The organism is Neorhizobium sp. IRS_2294 (genome assembly GCF_050500145.1).
Lineage (GTDB): Bacteria > Pseudomonadota > Alphaproteobacteria > Rhizobiales > Rhizobiaceae > Neorhizobium > Neorhizobium soli.
On record NZ_CP191439.1, the window covers coordinates 3097459 to 3116119 of the forward strand.

16 protein-coding genes are annotated in these 18661 nt (G+C 61.8%); 4 read left to right on the forward strand and 12 right to left on the reverse strand.

Annotation, left to right across the window (positions count from 1 at the left end):
- Positions 1 to 119 precede the first annotated feature (119 nt).
- Positions 120 to 647 (forward strand): tRNA (N6-threonylcarbamoyladenosine(37)-N6)-methyltransferase TrmO, encoded by a 528-nt coding sequence (gene tsaA, locus ACQY1K_RS14975; RefSeq protein WP_430257741.1) that lies wholly within the window; start codon positions 120 to 122, stop codon positions 645 to 647.
- Between the two features lie 4 nt (positions 648 to 651).
- Here the strand turns inward: tsaA and speB are convergent, their stop codons facing one another.
- The 6 genes from speB to argH all read right to left on the reverse strand — a co-directional run bounded on the left by speB (position 652) and on the right by argH (position 6742).
- Positions 652 to 1704, reverse strand: a complete 1053-nt coding sequence (gene speB, locus ACQY1K_RS14980; protein WP_430257742.1) for an agmatinase — start codon at positions 1702 to 1704, stop codon at positions 652 to 654.
- A 21-nt stretch (positions 1705 to 1725) separates the two neighbouring features.
- Positions 1726 to 2604, reverse strand: coding sequence for a polysaccharide deacetylase family protein (locus ACQY1K_RS14985; protein ID WP_062581842.1), 879 nt, complete (start codon positions 2602 to 2604; stop codon positions 1726 to 1728).
- A gap of 145 nt (positions 2605 to 2749) precedes the next feature.
- Positions 2750 to 3583, reverse strand: a complete 834-nt coding sequence (locus tag ACQY1K_RS14990) for an ABC transporter substrate-binding protein (RefSeq protein ID WP_430257744.1) — start codon at positions 3581 to 3583, stop codon at positions 2750 to 2752.
- Between the two features lie 50 nt (positions 3584 to 3633).
- Positions 3634 to 4404 carry an amino acid ABC transporter ATP-binding protein gene (locus tag ACQY1K_RS14995; protein WP_092659446.1) on the reverse strand — a complete coding sequence of 257 codons (771 nt, stop codon included), beginning with the start codon at positions 4402 to 4404 and terminating at the stop codon, positions 3634 to 3636.
- Between the two features lie 8 nt (positions 4405 to 4412).
- On the reverse strand, positions 4413 to 5285 hold the full coding sequence (locus tag ACQY1K_RS15000) for an amino acid ABC transporter permease (RefSeq protein WP_184654538.1): 873 nt from the start codon (positions 5283 to 5285) through the stop codon (positions 4413 to 4415).
- On the reverse strand, positions 5282 to 6742 hold the full coding sequence (gene argH / locus ACQY1K_RS15005) for an argininosuccinate lyase (RefSeq protein ID WP_430257745.1): 1461 nt from the start codon (positions 6740 to 6742) through the stop codon (positions 5282 to 5284). The genes ACQY1K_RS15000 and argH overlap by 4 nt, the downstream gene beginning before the upstream one ends.
- Before the next feature lie 159 nt (positions 6743 to 6901).
- Between argH and ACQY1K_RS15010 the strand changes: the two genes are divergently transcribed.
- Together ACQY1K_RS15010 and ACQY1K_RS15015 are read left to right on the forward strand one after the other, a co-directional pair.
- Positions 6902 to 7813, forward strand: coding sequence for a LysR substrate-binding domain-containing protein (locus ACQY1K_RS15010; protein ID WP_430257746.1), 912 nt, complete (start codon positions 6902 to 6904; stop codon positions 7811 to 7813).
- Between the two features lie 227 nt (positions 7814 to 8040).
- Positions 8041 to 9474 carry a family 16 glycosylhydrolase gene (locus ACQY1K_RS15015; protein ID WP_430257747.1) on the forward strand — a complete coding sequence of 478 codons (1434 nt, stop codon included), beginning with the start codon at positions 8041 to 8043 and terminating at the stop codon, positions 9472 to 9474.
- Here the strand turns inward: ACQY1K_RS15015 and ACQY1K_RS15020 are convergent.
- Entirely contained in the window at positions 9405 to 10397 is a 993-nt protein-coding gene (locus tag ACQY1K_RS15020) for a hydrogen peroxide-inducible genes activator (protein WP_209902189.1), read from the reverse strand. The two genes, ACQY1K_RS15015 and ACQY1K_RS15020, sit on opposite strands and share 70 nt — an antisense overlap.
- Before the next feature lie 138 nt (positions 10398 to 10535).
- Here ACQY1K_RS15020 and katG point away from each other — a divergent pair, with 138 nt between their 5' ends.
- Positions 10536 to 12740, forward strand: coding sequence for a catalase/peroxidase HPI (gene katG / locus ACQY1K_RS15025; RefSeq protein ID WP_430257748.1), 2205 nt, complete (start codon positions 10536 to 10538; stop codon positions 12738 to 12740).
- Positions 12741 to 12795: 55 nt separating this feature from the next.
- Here the strand turns inward: katG and ACQY1K_RS15030 are convergent, their stop codons facing one another.
- The 5 genes from ACQY1K_RS15030 to coxB are packed head-to-tail and all read right to left on the reverse strand — an operon-like array spanning position 12796 to position 18443.
- Complete coding sequence (locus ACQY1K_RS15030; RefSeq protein ID WP_430257749.1) at positions 12796 to 13848, reverse strand: c-type cytochrome; 1053 nt, start codon at positions 13846 to 13848, stop codon at positions 12796 to 12798.
- Positions 13845 to 14486: a cytochrome c oxidase assembly protein gene (locus tag ACQY1K_RS15035; protein ID WP_430257750.1), complete on the reverse strand. Its 642-nt coding sequence runs from the start codon at positions 14484 to 14486 to the stop codon at positions 13845 to 13847. Before ACQY1K_RS15035 ends, ACQY1K_RS15030 begins: the two co-directional genes overlap by 4 nt.
- Positions 14483 to 14866, reverse strand: a complete 384-nt coding sequence (locus ACQY1K_RS15040; protein WP_062461668.1) for a hypothetical protein — start codon at positions 14864 to 14866, stop codon at positions 14483 to 14485. Before ACQY1K_RS15040 ends, ACQY1K_RS15035 begins: the two co-directional genes overlap by 4 nt.
- Positions 14863 to 17379, reverse strand: a complete 2517-nt coding sequence (ctaD, locus tag ACQY1K_RS15045; protein WP_430257751.1) for a cytochrome c oxidase subunit I — start codon at positions 17377 to 17379, stop codon at positions 14863 to 14865. The genes ACQY1K_RS15040 and ctaD overlap by 4 nt, the downstream gene beginning before the upstream one ends.
- A complete protein-coding gene (gene coxB, locus ACQY1K_RS15050; protein ID WP_209902199.1) occupies positions 17376 to 18443 on the reverse strand; it encodes a cytochrome c oxidase subunit II in 1068 nt (355 codons plus the stop codon). Before coxB ends, ctaD begins: the two co-directional genes overlap by 4 nt.
- Positions 18444 to 18661: the final 218 nt, after the last annotated feature.

The following is an 18661-nucleotide window of genomic DNA, read 5'->3' on the forward strand; positions in this document are numbered from 1 at the left end:
AAACAGGGAAACTGTTCCGCGCAGCTTCACATTTTGCGAAACAGCAGTATTTCGGCCATGCTGGGGAGATCTGGTTGCTTCGCGAAACGTGGAGCAGAACCAGTTGATCGGAGAATGACATGGCGCAGGATAACGGCATCCGCGAGAACGAGGTTCAGGTCACGCCGCCGGAGGCGAACGATGCGGGGCTGATCTTCATCGGACGCATTTCGACCCCCTGGACCGCACGCAGCGAAACGCCGCGTCAGGGCAGCCATAGCGGACCGGTCTGCCGGATCGAGATCTTCGAGCCCTGGGTTGCGGCACTGAAGGGCGTTGAGAATTTCGAAAGGCTGGAAATCCTCTACTGGCTGCACCAGGCGCGCCGCGATTTGGTTCTGCAGAGCCCCGCCAGCAGCGGCAAGGTGCACGGCACCTTCTCGCTGCGCTCACCGGTGCGGCCGAACCCGATCGGGACGTCGATCGTGGTTCTTGAAGGCGTCGAGGGCAATATGCTTCTGGTGCGCGGCATGGATTGCCTCGATGGCACGCCACTACTTGATCTCAAGCCCGACCGGAGCCTGTTCAAGCCGATCGTGTCGCCGCAGCCAGGCGTTGCCGAGCCTGACAGTAACGCACCGACGGCGCATTACTGTCAGAAGGCTTGAGCGATCAGTCCTTCAGAGCGGGGCTGAAACGGATCAGGCTGAGGATTTCGAACAGCATCTGAGCGCCCGCATGGGCCGTGTTGGTGGTCGTATCGTATTGCGGCGCCACTTCGACGACGTCGCCGCCGACGAAATTCAGACCCTTCAGCCCGTGCAGGATATCGAGAGCCTGACGGCTGGTGAGCCCGCCGATCTCAGGCGTGCCAGTGCCCGGCGCATAGGCCGGATCGAGGCTGTCGATATCGAAGGAGAGATAGGTCGGGCCATCGCCGACAATCTCGCGCGCCTTGGCGATGACGGCGTCGATGCCCATCTTGCCGATCTCTTCGGCATGAATGACGGTCATCCCGCTTTCGAAGGAGAACTCCCAGAGATACTCCGCCGCGCCGCGAATGCCGATCTGGATGACCCGTGTCGGATCAAGCACGCCGTCGAGAACCGCGTTGCGGAACGGGCCGCCATGGTGGAACTTGGTGAGATCGTAGGCGCCGCCCGTATCGCAATGGGCGTCGATATGGATCATCCCGACCGGTCGGTCGCGGCCGACCGCCTTGAGGATCGGATGCGTGATCGAATGATCGCCGCCGACCGACAACGGGATCACGCCCGCATCGATCACCTTGTTGAAATGCGCCTCGATATCGTCATGGCTCATCTCCAGCCGGTAGCGGCTGCGAAACGGCACGTCGCCGATATCGGCCACCTTCATCTCGAAGGTCGGCGCGGTCTTCAGCACGTGATTATAGGGACCGACGCGCTCGATCGTGCGCAGTGCCCGCGGCCCAAAGCGGGAGCCCGGACGGTTGGTGACGCCGAGATCCATCGGCACGCCGATCAGCGCTACCTGAAGATCGCCGAAATCCGGATTGTCCGCATCGATGTGGACCAGCGGCGCATCGAGAAGCGTCGGAACGCCCGCATAGGGGGCCGAGCGCGTGCCGCTTGCGGAAAAGATCCGGTCGGCGACGGCGCGAAATTCCGGATCATGGATGCTGCCGCCGTGGCCTTCGCCGTATTTTGCTCGAAGCTCTTCCAGCTTTTTCGTGTCGAACGTCATGTCGGTTTCTCCAGGTCTTTCTTAAAGCTCTGCGCGGGCCGCTTCCAGCGCGTCGAAATGGTCCGATATCTCGGCGCCCGTGGCAATCCAGACATCGGTTCTGCTTTGCACATGGATCAGGAAATCGCGCAGCAGATGCCAGCGCATCGGCCGTCCCGAAACCTGCGGATGGAGGACCAGCGTCGTGACGCCGCCCCAAGCATGTGTCGCCTCGAATTCGTCAATCCACAGCTGCAGCACCGCGTCGCGTCCGAAGATCGGCCGTGAACTGGTGCGGCTCGTCATGCCGAAATTCCAGTCGTCGAAGGCGAAGTTGACCGGGATCTCAATGAGACCGCGCTCGCCGCCATGATCCGCATGCCTGTAAGGCAGGATATCGTCGCGGAAGGAGCTGGAATAGCGCATGCCGGATTTCGAGAGATAGGCGAGCAGTTCCGGGAAATTCTCACCCGATGGTGCGCGGTAGCCGATCGGCCGCACGCCTAGCACCTGCTGCAACGCCTCATAGCCGCGATCGATTTCCTCGAAAGCCTCATCCAGCTTGTCGCGGTCGGGCAGCTTATGGAGATAGCCGTGATGGCCGATCTCGTGGCCAGCTTTCAGGATCGCTTCGCACTGGGCGGGATGCGCCAATGCCGTCCAGCCGGGAATGAAGAAGGTCGCCGGCAGCGACAATTCATCCATCAGCGACACGATTTTCGAAATGCCGACGCGGGCGTCGTAGCCGCCATGCGACGTCGTAACCATGCGATCGACATTGGAAGGATTGTTGCCGATCCAGGCGGTTTCCGCGTCCACGTCGAAGCCGATGAAGAGAGCGCTTTTCGCGCCGTTCGGCCAAACCATGGCGGGTGTGACAGGCGCCGGATTGAGCGGACGGGGAGAAAGGTCGAAGGGCATTATAAAACCTCCGGTCGGGAAGAATGCAAAGCCGGGCCACCGCTGAACAGATAGCCCGGCTTCCGATGCAAAACGGACTGGTCCGCCGACCGTCCGGCCTGAAGGAGATCAGGCCGGAGGCACCCGTTTTGCAAAACGTGAAAGCTTACTTCTGGGCTTCGCTGTTGACGTAGATGCCGTCGAGGGCAGCCGATTCCAGGTTCCACTTGGCAAGGATCGTCTTGTATTCGCCGCTGGCCATCAGGGCCTTCATCGCACCGATATAGGCGTCGCGCAGTTCGGTATCCTTCTTGGAGAAACCGATGCCCTGGTAGATGGCGGTGAACGGCGCGCCGATCGAAACGTATGCGCCCTTTTCGAGCGTCATCAGGTAGGGAACGGTTTCCGAACCCTGCACGGCGGCATCGACGCGGCCCTGCTTCAGCTGGGTGCGGGCATCGGCCGAACCTTCGGTGCCGACGACCTTGACGGCCGGCAGGCCCTTGGCTTCGCAGTTGGCAGCGCTCCACTTCGCCGTTTCGTCCGGGAAGGACGTGCGACGGCTCATGCCGACATTCTTGCCGCAAAGATCGGTTTCGGACTTCAGTTCATCCTTGCGGGCCGCCGTCGTATAGAACTGGGCGCCGGACTTCATGTAGTCGACGAAATCGAGAGCATCGCGGCGCTTCGGCAGATCGCTCATGCCCGAATGGATGATGTCGACGCGGCCGGTGGCAACCGACGGCACCATCTGTTCAAAGCCGATATCCGACCACTCGACAGTCACGCCGAGCTGCTTGGCAAGCGCGAGACCAAGATCGATATCAAGGCCCATCAGCGTGTTGGTGGCCGGGTCCTTGTATTCCATCGGCGGATAGTTCGGCGTGTTGGCAACGATGATCTTGCCGGCGGTCTTGATACGCTCCGGCAGGGCCTGAGCTGAAACCGAGCTGGCCGCAGCAACGGCTGCGAGGGCGACGATTGCGAATGTCTTGGTCATGATATCCCCTGTTCTCTTGTTTTTGGTCATCTGGTTGAACGTGAAGGCGGTCAGTTATGGACCGCCCGGATGAATTCCGCGGTGCGCGCGCTTTTCGGCGCCGACAACACTTCCGAAGCGGGGCCGGTTTCGACGACCTTGCCCGCTTCCATGAACGTGACGGTGTTCGCAACGTTGCGTGCAAACCCCATTTCATGGGTGACGACGATCATGGTCATGCCGGACGCCGCCAGATCCCTCATCACGTCGAGCACTTCAGACACCAGTTCCGGATCGAGCGCAGACGTCGGCTCGTCGAACAGGATGAGATCGGGCTGCATGCCCATGGCACGGGCGATCGCGACGCGCTGCTGCTGGCCGCCGGAAAGTTCGGAAGGGTAATGGTTCGCCTTGTCGGACAGGCCGACGCGGGCGAGAAGCGCAAGCGCATCCTCGCGCGCCTTGGCGACCGGCTGGCCGAGAACCTGGACCGGTCCTTCCATGACGTTTTCGACAGCCGTCTGATGCGGAAACAGGTTGAAGCGCTGGAACACCATGCCGATGCGGCGACGCTGGCGGGATATTTCCTTGTCCGCGAGTTCATGCAGGTTGTCGCCTTCGCGGCGATAGCCCATCAGCTCGTCATTGACCCAGATCGCACCTTCGTCCATCCGCTCCAGGAGGTTGATGCAGCGCAGGAACGTGCTCTTGCCGGAACCGGAGGGTCCGACGATGCAGGCGACTTCGCCGCGCCGGACTTCTAGGCTCACCTTGTCGAGCGCCTTGAACGCATCGAAGCTCTTGGTGACGTCGATTGCCTTGACCAGAATATCTTTCGTCATGTCCAACCTCACATCGATGCTCTGATAGACTTCGATCCGCGCCCGTAATAGCGCTCGATGCGCTGCTGGATGACGGACAGAACGGACACCACGACGAGGTACCAGAAGCTTGCCACCAGCAGCAGTTCGAGAACGCGGGTGTTGGCGTAGTAGATGACCTGCGCATTGTGTAGGATTTCGGAAAACTGGATGACGCTGGCAAGCGAGGTGAGCTTGACCATGCCGATCACCTCGTTGCCGACAGGCGGTACCATGACGCGCATGGCCTGCGGCAGAACGATGCGGCGCAGCATCTTCATCTGCGTCATGCCGATCGTGCGGGCAGCCTCGTACTGGCCGCTATCGACCGACAGAAGACCGCTTCGCACCACTTCCGACGTGTAGGCGCCCTGCTGGATACCAAGACCGAGCATCGCCGCCACAAACGGCGTCATGATATCGACGGTGCGGAATTCGAACAGGCCGGGAATGCCGAGCGTCGGGAAGATCAGCGCCAGATTGAACCATAGCATCAGCTGCAGCAGTGCCGGCGCGCCGCGGAAGATCCACAGATAGCCGATCGCGATCCACGACAGGACCGGATTGCCCGAGATCCGCATGATGGCGATCACGACGCCGAGCACGATGCCGATCGCCATGGCAGCAACCGTCATGACCAGCGTGTTGACGAGGCCCTGCAGGATGACGGGCGCAAACAGGAAGTCGCGCACATAGGACCATTCGATCTGGCCAACGCTGAAGGCGCGCACGAGCGCTGCCATCAGCAGAATGACGATGCCGGCGGCCACGTTGCGGCCGATATGCCGCTTCGGCACCAGCTTCAGATGGGCAACTTCGTATTTCGTGCTGTCGTCTGCAGCAACGGTTGTGGATGCACTCATCGCGTGCCAGCCTCCGCAGCGTTTGCGGCAACAGCCGTCTTTGCGCCGATCTCTTCCAGCGCGAACTGACGGCGGGCGTCGATTGCTGCCTCGAACCGGCCGATCTGGTCGCGCACCGCATCGGGTGCCGTGCAGCCGTAACCGGTGCGGCTGGCAAGCGCATGTTCGAGCGTGATCGCCTCGAGCAGGCCGGGGCCGAGGCGCGGATCGATCTTCGGCAGATCTTCGACGGTCAGCCCTTCAAGATCATGGCCGCCCTCTTCGCAGTAGCGCACCACAGCGCCGGTGATTTCGTGGGCTTCGGCAAAGGTGACGTTCTGGCTGACCAGCCAGTCGGCCACTTCCGTTGCGAGCGTAAAGCCGCGCGGCGCTTCTGCCCTCAGCTTCTCGACATCGAACTCCAGCGTCGCAACCATGCCGGCAAAGGCGGGAAGGATGAGCTGAAGCGTATCGATCGTCTCGAACAGGACTTTCTTGTCTTCGGCGAGATCGCGGTTATAGGCGAGCGGCATCGCCTTCATCGTGGCAAGAAAGCCCGTAACATTGCCGATCAGCGTGCCGGACATGCCGCGCGTCAGCTCGGCGATGTCAGGGTTCTTCTTCTGCGGCATGATCGACGAGCCGGTGGAATAGCTGTCATGCAGACGGACCCAGGAGAACTGCTTGGAGCTCCAGATGCAGATTTCCTCGGCCAGACGCGACAGGTTGACGCCGATCAGCGAGGCGATGAACAGGAACTCGGCGACGATATCGCGCGAAGCGACCGAGTCGATCGAGTTTTCCGCAGCTGCCGAATACCCGAGCTCAAGTGCCGACAGGTCCGGCCGATTGACGATGCCGGAACCGGCAAGTGCTGCCGCACCGAGCGGCGACCGGTCGAAGCGGCGGTCGAAATCGCCAAAGCGCTCCAGATCGCGCAACAGCGACTGCGCATGCGCCATCAGGTGATGACCGAGCACGACGGGCTGCGCCGGCTGCAGATGGGTGAAACCGGGCATGACGGTTTCGACATGGCGTGCCGCCTGCTCGCGGATCGCATCCTCGACCTCGATCAGGCCGGCGGAAAGCTCGCGCGCCATGCGGCGGAGATAAAGACGGGTGTTGTTGGCGGTCTGATCGTTGCGCGACCGACCGGCGCGCAGCTTGCCGCCGAGAGCGCCGAGACGGGCCATCAGCAACCGTTCCAGAAACGTATGCACATCCTCATCGCCGGCAACAGGCGTTTCACGGCCTGCCGCGACATCGGCCTCGATCGTATCGAGCGCCGAACGGATGGCCGAAAACTCGGTTGCATCCAGCACGCCGGCGCGCTTCAGCTCGGACGCATGCGCCCGGGAGCCGGCGATGTCTTCGCGATAGAGACGGAAATAGGAGGCAGGTGCCCGTGAAAGATTGGCCAGAGCTTCGGAAGGACCGGACTTGAAACGTCCACCCCAGAGCTGTGCGGATGCCGACATGAGCAAACCCCTCTGTTCAGATAATGGGCAGGGATCCCATGTGCACCACGAATGGGCAAGCGAACTTATTTCCTTGGCCCTATGACAAAAACGACTAGCGCACAACGGCGCGCTGGCGATAATGGATCGAACGCATCCCGACAAAACAGCGAGACCCTGATGGAGCAACGTCGCAGGCGCCTGCCGTCCACCGCATCGCTTCAGGTTCTGCTGGCGGTGGCCGAACGCGGATCGACCAGTGCTGCCGCGGAAACGACGGCGCTGTCCCAGAGTGCTGTGAGCAAGCAGCTGCTGGCACTTGAGGAACTGATCGGCAGCCCCGCCTTCCTGCGCACGCCGCGCGGCATGGTGGCGACCGAGGCCGGCCGCATCTATATCGATCACGCGCGCACAGCACTGAAGGCCATGGAAGACGCCGCGCTTCTGGTGGCCCGGCTGAAACCCGGCCCCGGCGTGCTGCGCCTGCAGGTCCTGCCGATTTTCGGCGATCGCTGGCTGTTGCCGAAGTTTCATCTGTTTGCGGAACAGCATCCCGACATAGAGGTGCAGTTCACCACCTTCATCTCGCCGTCGCAGTCTGAAGTCCCTGACGGCATTTTCGAGTTTGCCGCAGCACCGCAGCACGGCGAAAACAGCACCTATCTCTTCGGTCACGACGTGCTTCTGGTGAGCGCACCGAACTATTTCGCCAAGGCCGGAACGCCCTCTGATATCGACGACCTTGCCGAGCATGTGATGCTCGAACATCCGCAGACGCCGTTCCACTGGCAGAATTTTGCGGCCCATCACAACCGTGACGGCGCCACCGTCCGCCACATCACCCGCTTCGGCTATTACACGATGGTGATCCGTGCCGCACTTGCGGGCCAGGGCATGGCACTGATCCCGCGCGGCCTGATCCTGGACGAGATTGCCAGCGGCAGGCTCGTCAATCCGGCCGGCCTCGGGTACCGCAGCGATTTTGGCTACTGGTTCAGCACGCCCGATATCCAGTCCAGCCAATCCATGCAGATCTTCAAGACATGGCTGACCGCGCAGCTGGAGCTGGGACCGGAACTCGACCGCCCGTAACCGCGCCTATCCACAGCCAGATCTGGCACACCTGCCCCATCCCGGCACGCTTCCGTTTCAAAAACGGACGGCACGAACCTTTGCGTCCGAAACCGGGAACGGCTTGTTCAGCCCGCCAATGGTTGGCGCTGTGCGCTGCAGCATCGACGCGTTAGCGTGTGAGAGGGAGCTCAAACGAAACGGAGGAGAAGAACAAAGGTCGCGTTTTTCAAACAGGAGACACTTTGATGACCAAAACCGTTTTGAACGCTCTCGGCGAAAACTTGTATTACAGTGGCGCATCCAAAGCCTGGATTTCAGCAACAGGTTCCGGCACAGCACTCGCAGGCACGGCTGCCAACGATTCCATGTACGGCGCCAGCTCCGTCAACGTGACCATGAGCGGCGGCGCAGGCGACGACGTCTATTACCTTTATTCCAGCATCAACCGGGCCGCTGAAGCTGCAGGCCAGGGCATCGACACGGTCGATACCTGGATGAGCTACACGCTGCCGACCAATATCGAAAACCTGCGGGTGACCGGTGACAACCGCTTCGCCTTCGGCAACGATCTCGACAACATCATCTCGGGCTCGTCCTCGCGCCAGACCTTCGATGGCGGTGCGGGGAACGACGTGCTGACCGGTGGCGGCGGGGCCGACACATTCATCGTCGCCAAGGGCAATGGCAGCGACCTGATCACCGATTTCAGTGCCGACGACAAGATCCGCCTCGATGGCTACAGCTTCACCTCCTTCGAACAGGTGGGCAACAGCCTGACCCAGGAAGGCGCCAATCTGCGGCTTGACCTCGGGGACGGCGACAGCCTCGTATTCGCCGGCACGACAGCCGATGACCTGTCTGCCGACCAGTTTGCGCTCAGCCTCGACCGCTCGGTCCTGACGAAGACATTCGGCGACGAGTTCAACGCGCTTTCCCTGAATAACGGCACGAGCGGCACGTGGGACGCAAACTTCCACTGGGCGCCGGACCAGGGCAGTTCTCTGCCGACGAATGGCGAAAGCCAATGGTACGTGAACCCGCTTTATGCGCCGACCGCCGGCTACAGCCCGTTCTCGGTCTCAAACGGAGCGCTGACGATCACCGCCAAGAATACGCCGGATGCGATCTCGGACGCGGTCAACGGCTACGACTATGTGTCCGGAATGTTGAACACCCATTCGACATTCTCGCAGACCTACGGCTATTTCGAAATGCGCGCCGACATGCCGACCGACCAGGCGACATGGCCCGCCTTCTGGCTGCTGCCTGCGGATGGCTCATGGCCGCCGGAAATCGACGTGGTGGAAATGCGCGGCCAGGACCCGAACACGGTGCATGTTTCCGCGCATTCCAATGAGACCGGCAAGCAGACCACCCAGACCTCTGCAATCAGCGTTCCCAGCACCGAAGGCTTCCACACCTACGGCATGCTGTGGACCGAGGAAGAAATCGTCTGGTATTTCGACGATGTGGCGATTGCCAGCGCCGAGACACCGTCAGACATGCATGACCCGATGTACCTTCTGGTCAATCTGGCCGTCGGCGGCGCGGCCGGCAAGCCGGGCGATCTGTCCGGCGGAGCCAAGATGGTCATCGACTATATCCATGCCTACGAAATCGACGACGACGCAGCGCCTACGTCGTCGATCTCGAGCGCTTCGGACGACGGCCTCGTATAGGCCGTCTGCTGCTGCCGCATGATGGCGGCCGCACCAAGCACTACGTCTGCGACCTGCAGCAACTGCTTGGCAAGCGGCGTCGAATTGCGCCAGATCATGCCGATGCTGCGGGCCGGTGGCGGTGAATCGAACCGCGAAATGGAGACCCGCGCGGAGCGGGTCTCGACCGGCACCGCCATTTCCGGAATGAGCGTGACGCCGATGCCGGCACCGACCATCTGCACCAGCGTCGACAGCGAGCTTCCCTCCATGATTTCCCGAGACAGGATCTCGCGCGGGCGGTTCGACCCGATGCCGCAGAAGGACAGCGCCTGATCGCGGAAACAATGTCCCTCCTCAAGAAGGAGAAGCCGCATTTCCTTGAGCGCATCCGGCTCCGGCACCGGCTTCGCCCCATCCTCACGGCTGCGCACCAGCACGAATTCCTCGTCGAACAGTTTGAGCTCCGTCAGTGAAGGCTCGGAGACGGGCAGCGCGACGATCGCCACATCGAGCCCGCCCTGCATCACTTCCTGCACCAGTCTGGTCGTCTGGGTTTCGCGGATCTCGACCCGGATCCCGTCGAAGGCGCGATTGAGCTCGTTGATGACCGACGGCAGCAGATAGGGTGCGACGGTCGGGATGACACCGATGCGAAGCCGCGACAGAAACCGGTCGCGCGAGGCGCGCGAGAGATCGGCGAGTTCGTCGGCGGCTCGGACGATATCTCGCGCCCTGAGAGCAAAAAGCTCGCCGAACGCGGTCAGCCGGACGTCGCGCGTGCCCCGGTCGAACAGGGCCCGACCGACCTGATCCTCGAGTTCCTTGATCTGCATCGACAGCGCAGGCTGAGAGATGGCGCAGGCTTCAGCCGCCTTGCGGAAACTCGCGTCGCGCGCCAAAGCCTCGAAATAGCGGAGCTGTTTGAGAGTAAAATTGGTCATAAGGTGAAATTATCGCAACCATCAGGAAATCCAACTTAAATTTATCGAAATGTTCCTGTAGGACTTGAGACACCGGGTTGCGACACACAATCCTCCCCTTTTCATGCAATGCACGACAGACAATCTAAGGAGAATGTCATGGACACGAAAACTGACACTGCGGGCAAGTGTCCCGTTGCACATGGCCAGAACCCCCAGGGCAATACGCCCCGCGGTCGCTCGAACCGCGACTGGTGGCCAAGCCAGCTGAACGTTCAGATTTTGCATACCCACACGGCACTGGCCAACCCACTGGGCAAGTCGTTCGATTATGCCGAAGAATTCAAGACGCTCGATCTCGACGCCGTGAAGCAGGACCTTCATGCGCTGATGACCGATAGCAAGGACTGGTGGCCGGCCGATTTCGGTCATTACGGCGGTCTTTTCATCCGCATGGCCTGGCACAGCGCCGGCACCTACCGCATCACCGACGGCCGCGGCGGCGCCGGCATGGGCCAGCAGCGTTTCGCACCGCTCAACAGCTGGCCTGACAACGTCAACCTCGACAAGGCTCGCCGCCTTCTGTGGCCGATCAAGCAGAAATACGGAAACAAGATCTCCTGGGCCGACCTGATGATCCTGACCGGCAACGTCGCGCTGGAATCGATGGGCTTCAAGACCTTCGGTTTTGCCGGCGGCCGTGCCGACGTGTGGGAGCCGGAAGAACTTTATTGGGGTCCCGAAGGCAGCTGGCTGGGCGACGAGCGCTATAGCGGCGAGCGCGAGCTGGCCGAACCACTCGGCGCGGTGCAGATGGGCCTCATCTACGTCAACCCGGAAGGCCCGAACGGCAATCCGGACCCGCTGGCCTCGGCCCGCGACATCAGAAGCACCTTTGCCCGCATGGCGATGAACGACGAGGAAACCGTGGCGCTGGTCGCCGGCGGCCACACGTTCGGAAAGACCCATGGCGCCGGTGATCCGTCGCTGGTCGGAACCGACCCGGAAGGCGGCGAACTGGAATCGCAGGGCCTCGGCTGGGCAAGCAAGCACGGCACCGGCATGGGCGCCGACACGATCGGCAGCGGCCTCGAAGTCACCTGGTCGCAGACGCCGACCCAGTGGAGCAACTACTTCTTCGAAAACCTGTTCGGCTTTGAATGGGAACTGACGAAGAGCCCGGGCGGTGCCCACCAGTGGCAGGCAAAGAACGCCGACGCTTCGGTGCCGGACGCCCATATCCCGGGCCGCAAGCATGTGCCGACGATGCTGACGTCTGACCTGGCGCTGCGTTTCGACCCGATCTACGAGCCGATCTCGCGCCGCTTCCTCGAAAACCCGGCTGAATTTGCCGACGCGTTTGCCCGCGCCTGGTTCAAGCTGACGCACCGCGACATGGGACCCAAGGTTCGCTACCTCGGCCCGGAAGTGCCCGCCGAAGACCTGATCTGGCAGGACGTCATTCCGCCGGTCGATCATCCGCTGATCGACGATGCTGACATCGCCAACCTCAAGGAAAAGGTTCTGGCAACGGGTCTTTCGGTGCAGGAACTGGTGTCCACCGCCTGGGCTTCGGCTTCGAGCTTCCGCGGTTCCGACAAGCGCGGCGGTGCCAACGGTGCCCGCATCCGTCTGAGCCCGCAGAAGGACTGGGAAGTCAACCAGCCGGACCAGCTTGCCAAGGTTCTCCGTCAGCTGGAAGACATCCAGACCGCCTTCAACACGGCCCATGCCGGTGCAAAGAAGGTCTCGCTTGCCGACCTGATCGTGCTGGCGGGCGCTGCCGGCGTTGAAAAGGCGGCGAAGGCTGCTGGTCACGATGTCGTCGTGCCCTTCTCGCCCGGCCGGATGGATGCCTCCGAGGCGCAGACCGACGCCCTGTCGTTTGCAGCGCTCGAGCCCCGCATCGACGGTTTCCGCAACTACGTGAACGAAAAGCGCACGCAGTTCATGCAGGCGGAAGAAGCACTGGTCGACCGTGCCCAGCTTCTGACCCTGACGGCACCGGAAATGACCGTTCTGGTCGGCGGCCTTCGTGTTCTGAACGTCGGCACCCCTGAGCATGGCGTGTTCACGACTGCCAAGGAGACGCTGACGAACGACTTCTTCGTCAACCTCCTCGACATGGGCACCGTCTGGGCACCTGTTGCCGGCGAGCGGGGCGTCTATGAAGGTCGCGACCGCAGCACCAGCGCGCAGAAGTGGACTGCCACCCGCGCCGACCTGATCTTCGGCTCGCATTCGCAGCTGCGCGCGATTGCCGAAATCTATGCCCAGGCCGATGCCAAGACGAAGTTCGTCAAGGATTTCGTTGCCGCATGGGTGAAGGTGATGAACGCAGACCGTTTCGACCTGCGCGCCTAAAAACAAAACCGGCCGGACGCAACACCCGTTGCGCCCGGCCGATCTCTTTCAGGCTTCAGCGCTGGCTGAAGAAAGCCGACAGCGCGTCGATATCGTCATCCTGAAGATATTTCGCAGCATTCACCATCAGATGGCTCGACGACGTGCCGCCACGAACATCGCCTCGAAACAGATCGAGCTGCTGCTTCAGATAGGCGGCATTCTGCCCCGACAATTTCGGATATCCCGGGTTCGCACCATCCTTGTCATGACAGCTGAGACAGACGGGAATTTTGTCCGCTGACCGTCCCTTCTCGGCAAGCTCGCGGCCTCTTTCCACAAGCGCCTCGTCCTTCGGCTGCAGATCGCGTTTCGGACTTTGCTGACCGGCATAGTAGCGCGCCAGTTCCGGCAGGCTTTCCTCCGGGAGCGTCCCGACTGCGACACCCATGATGCCGCTTGGCCGCCGGTTGTCGTGATAGGCCTTGAGGCTTTCCAGCAGATAGGTCTCCGTCTGTCCCGCGAGACGCGGGATTATGCTGCCATCGTTGAGCTTTGCTTCCGCATGACAGCTTTCGCAGGTGATCGGCAGCGGCGATACTTCGCCCGCGGTTCCCATACCGTGCAGACCTGACGCGGCGATATAGGCCTTGCCGTCCATCTCAGGCAGTTTACGCAGGAACGCCACCATCGCCCAGACTTCGTCGTCACGCGTCTGCACCGGCCAGGCCGGCATGCCGGTAAAGCGAACGCCGTGCTTGACGATCTCGAACAGCTGCGCGTCGGTCCAGGTCGGCACGACTGCTTTCAGATCCGGCGGCGGCGGCAGCATCGACAGCACGGCATCGTTCCGGCCCTGCGCCGGCGACCCGTGACAGGTGGCGCATCCGCTTTCGAAATGGCCGGCAGCGGCCGGCACCAAAGCCGGATTGTCGAGCGGTGGCGGATCAACGGACATCGACGCGGTGCTGACCGAATTGCGCATCACCCAATGCAGGAACCAGTCGGTCGCTGCCCAGTGTCCCGACGAGGCGCGCACGCTGATCAGGCCCGACCAGGCGACGCCGAAGCCGAGGATCGGCGCAAGGATGGCAAGAATGATCAGATGCTTCCAGCGGATCGTCATCATGCGTTCCCCTCAAGCTCAGGAGCCGGATCATGCCTCAGCATGCCGGCGAGCAGCGCCACGCCGCCTGCAAGATAGACGATAGCACCAACCAGCAGCATCACCACACCGCCTGTCTGCTGATCGGCGAGTGCGGTGAGCGGTATACCGAAACAGCTCACATCGCCCGCGCCGTAAAGCGGCCGCGGCGAAAGCGACAGGAGCGCGCCGAGCAGCGTCATATGCATCGAGGTAAACAAGAGGCCGAACGTGCCGGCAAGTCGACGCGCCTCGCGTCCCGATGCCGCACCGCCGAGACAGGAGAGCCACAGCGTCAGCCCGGCCGTGAGAAATACCATCTGCTCGAGAGCGGCGAACGGGACCGACCCTTCCGATAGCTCGCGCATGGCCGGAATATGCCAGCCCCAGACGGCAAACAGTTCCAGCACCGAGGCGAGCATCGGTGTGAGCCAGAGATGACCGGCCGTGAAATCGAAGCGGCTTCCGGACATGCCAAACGCGATCAGCGGCGACGCGATGGCAACGACACCCATATGGGCGACCATATGCACCGAGAACGAGCCGCGATCGGAAAACGGCAGGATGCCTAACCAGAGCAGACCGAGGACCAGCGCCCCCGCGATCAGCGCAAGGCGTTTCATGGCTGGCACTCCGCAATGAAGATCAGCGGAATGGCCGCATAGACGACCGACACGAAGCTCAGGCCCGACAGCAGCAGCGTTGCAAACCCTTGGAACAGCGTGCGCGACGAGCGCGTCGGTTCGTCATGCGGCGCGTCCTTGGCACCGAACCCCCACTGGCGCCAGGCGAGATAGGCAGAAAGCACGATCATCGCGAGCGCGGCGAGTGTCACGACGACAAGCACGATCCGGACCGTGTCGAAGCTGAACGACGCCGGCAGACGCTTGGCGCAGAAAACCGCGACCGTCGCATAGCAGATGATGAAATGCAGCGCCCAGACCACGGGCGCCGTAAAAAGGGTCCAGAGAGTTTCGACCTCGCGGGGGATGACGCTCTTCATGATGCCACCAGCGGAAAGAGACCGAGCACGCCGAACGTGACGACGGCGGTAAACGCCATGAAATGCCAGTAGAGCGTGACGTTGCGGATATCCTGATCGTATTCGCCGGTCATGTTGCCGGTGAGGCTGCGGGCAAGGCAATAGAGCTGCATCACGACGCCGACCACGCCGTGGATAACGGTCCAGAGCGCGATGACCCAGACGGTGGCCGGATAGACGTTGGAAGTCGGATCCATGCCGGTAAGATAAGGACCGGCGAGACCAGCAAGCGAGGCGGCGATGGTAACGGCTGCGGCTGCAACGAGGGCCAAGCGGCAACCGACCGGGCCCTTTTCGTTCAGCTGCCGGGCCAGCATCGTCAGGCCCCAGGCGACAAGATAGAGCACCAGCGCCACCATCGGCCAGAACACACCCGGCCCGGCACTGACGCCGGTATAATCGTCATGCACCGTCCAGTAGAAGAAATAGCCGAAGATCAGGCTGGCAAAGGCGGTACCGTCACCGACCATAGTGATGAACATCGCCCACCATCCGACGGACGCGGGGCCTGAAACATAGACCGGCAGGCTGAGGCCCAGCCCGACATCGGTTTCAGCCGTCTCCGGAATCTGTGCCGTGCCCGTCCACAGCCAGTAGATGATTGCGATAAAGGTGATGATGGCGCAGATGATGGTGGGGATCCACCAGTGGAAGGTGAGCGCGATAAACACGCCACCCAGCGACAGGGCGGCTATGATGGTGACATAGGACACACCGCCGACGCGCAGGCACTGGAGCGGCTTGGCATCGAGCACCGACGTGACCAGCGTCTCGCGCCTGCCGGATTTCGCATCCGGCAGATAGAACCGGCCAGCCTCGATATCGGCCTGCAGGTTCGGCTGGTCCCACAGCGGGTAACGGCTGGTGATGATCGGCACGGAGCGCATGCCCCAGCTCTCGTCCGGATCGTTGGTCCATTCCAGCGTGCCGGAATTCCACGGGTTGAGATTGCGTTCCGCGGGCTTGGGTTTCGGGCGGAAGATGTCGATCACGAAGGTGGCGACACCGGCCGCAAAGATGAAGGCGCCGATGGTCGAGATAAGGTTGAAAATATCCCAGCCGAATTCTTCCGGGTAGGTAAAGACGCGCCGCGGCATGCCCCGCAGCCCGGAAAAATGCATCGGGAAGAACGCGGTGTTGAAACCCGTAAACATCAGCCAGAAGGCTACCTTGCCCCAGGTATCCGACAGCTTTTTGCCGGTCACGAAGGGGAAGTAATAGTAGATGCCGGCGACGATCGGGAAGAACATGCCGCCGATCAGCACGTAATGCAGGTGCGCCACGATGAAATAGGTGTCATGCGCCTGCCAGTCGAACGGAACGAGCGCCACCATGACGCCGGTCAGCCCGCCGATCACGAAGATGATCAGACCGCCGGCGCCAAACAGCATCGGCACGGAAAAGATCACCCGGCCCGCAAGCATGGTGGCGATGAACACGAAGATCTGCACCCCGGTCGGGATTGCCACCGCTTCCGATGCCGCCGAGAAGAAGGCGAGCGAAATCTGCGGCAGGCCGGTCGCGAACATGTGGTGGACCCACAGCCCGAAACTCAGGAAACCCGTACCGACAGCCGCCAACACGATCCAGGAATAGCCAACGATCGGACGCTGCGAAAATGTCGGCACGATCATCGCCATCAGCGCGATGGCCGGCAGGAAGACGATGTAGACTTCCGGGTGGCCAAAGATCCAGAACAGATGCTGCCAGAGCAAGGGATCGCCGCCGCGCGATGGATCGAAGAACGGCCAGTTGAACATCCGCTCCATCTCGAACAGGATGTCGCCGGCAATCAGCGGCGGGAAGGCAAACAGGATCATGCCCGCGACGATCAGGAGATACCAGGCAAACATCGGCATCATGTTGATGCGCATGCCGGGGGCGCGGCATTTCATGATGCCGACGATGATCTCGACGGCTGCGGCAATCGATGCCACCTCGATGAAGGAGAGGCCGAGCAGCCAGATGTCGGCGCCGATGCCGGCATATTCCTTGTCGGTCGCAAGCGGCGGATACATGAACCAGCCGGCATTGGGTGCCGCGTTGAAGAAGATCGAGCCGCAGACGAAGATGCCACCAAGCAGGAAGCTCCAGTAGCCGAAGGCCGATAGCCGCGGGAACGGCAGTTCGCGTGCGCCGAGCATGGACGGCAGAAGAAAAATCGCGATCGCCTCAAAGATCGGCACCGCGAACAGGAACATCATGACCGTGCCGTGCAGGGTGAAGACCTGGTTGAACAGCTCGGCCGACATGAAATCGTTGTTGGGGACGACGAGCTGCATCCGAATCAGCAGTCCGAGAACGCCGGCAAACAGCATGAAAACGAATGCGGTGACGCCGTACCAGAGCCCGATCTCGCTGTTGTTGACCGACGTCCAGTAGCGCCAGCCTTTGGGCGTTTCCCAGGTGTCGCGCAGCCTCTTTTCCTGGGCGGCGCGCTCCTCGGGCGAGAAATTTCCGAGTTCAACGCTCATCGAAGCCCCTTCAGATACTGTGCAATGCGATCGGTTTCGGCTTCGGGCAACATATTGTAATGCGGCATCCGCACGCCCGGCTTGACGCCGGCGGGATCGCGCAGGAAGCGGGCGATATCGGCGGTGGAATTGCCGAGCGTTCCGGCACCGACAGAACCGCGCTCGCCGAATGCGGTCAGATCCGGACCGATGACGCCGCGCGCCTCGGTGCCTGAGATCGCATGGCAGGCGGAACAGCCGTTTTTCAAAAACAGCGCCAGCCCCTCGGCATCGCCGCCACCCGAAGCGCTGCGGCGGGAGGCGAGCCAGGCGTCATAGGCCGGCTTTTCCATTACCTCCACGGTAAAGCCCATCAGCGCATGCGAGGTGCCGCAGAATTCGGCGCAGACACCGCGATAGGAGCCGGGCTTGTTGCCCTCCAGCGTCAACACGTTGCGACGGCCGGGGATCATGTCCATCTTGCCGCCGAGCACCGGGATCCAGAACGAATGGATGACATCGGGCGAGGTCAGCTGAAACGCCACCCGCTCGCCGACAGGCATGCGGATCTCGTTGGCGGTCTCGAAGGCGACAGAGCCGTCCGGATCGAGATAACGGACCCGCCACCAGTACTGCTCGCCGGTAACATCGATCTGTTGCAGCCCCTCACCGCCTCCCGAGAAAAACGGACGGACATTCGGCATCAGCCACATGGCGTAGGATAACAGCGCGCCGAGAACGATGCAGGGCATCACGGCGCCGCCCCAGAGGATCAGCTTTCCCGCCCCCTGTTCGGAATGGGCGTTCTTCTTGCGCGCCGCATAAAACAGAAGCGCCACGACGCCGACCCAGATTACCGCGCCGCCGATCAGCATCGCGAAGAACAGTGTCGCGACACCCGCGGCTTCCCGTCCCGCGGGATCAAGCACCGACTGGACGCCGGAGCAGGAAACCATCAGCGGACAGAGGAGAATTAGGGAAAGGACTGCTTTCGCCGCAGGCAGAAGGGCGCGGACGATGACATCGTCGAAATAGGTTTGAGATCGGGTTGGCCGGCTGTCGCCGGTCACGCGGTCATCGTTCATTCTGCTCTTCACCCCCGGCTCGAACAGGCGCAATGTATGACTTCTAATTTTGTTCCCACCCCAAACGAAATTTTTTTACCCGGTGAAAACGATGAGCGTTAAGGGCCGCGTCTCATCGAACTTCATGACAACCGCTCGCGAAAAGGAACTATCGCCCTCTGGCTCCGTTACGTCACGTTCGTTGACGATCTCGCCGTCAAGCAAGGGAGCAGGTTGAT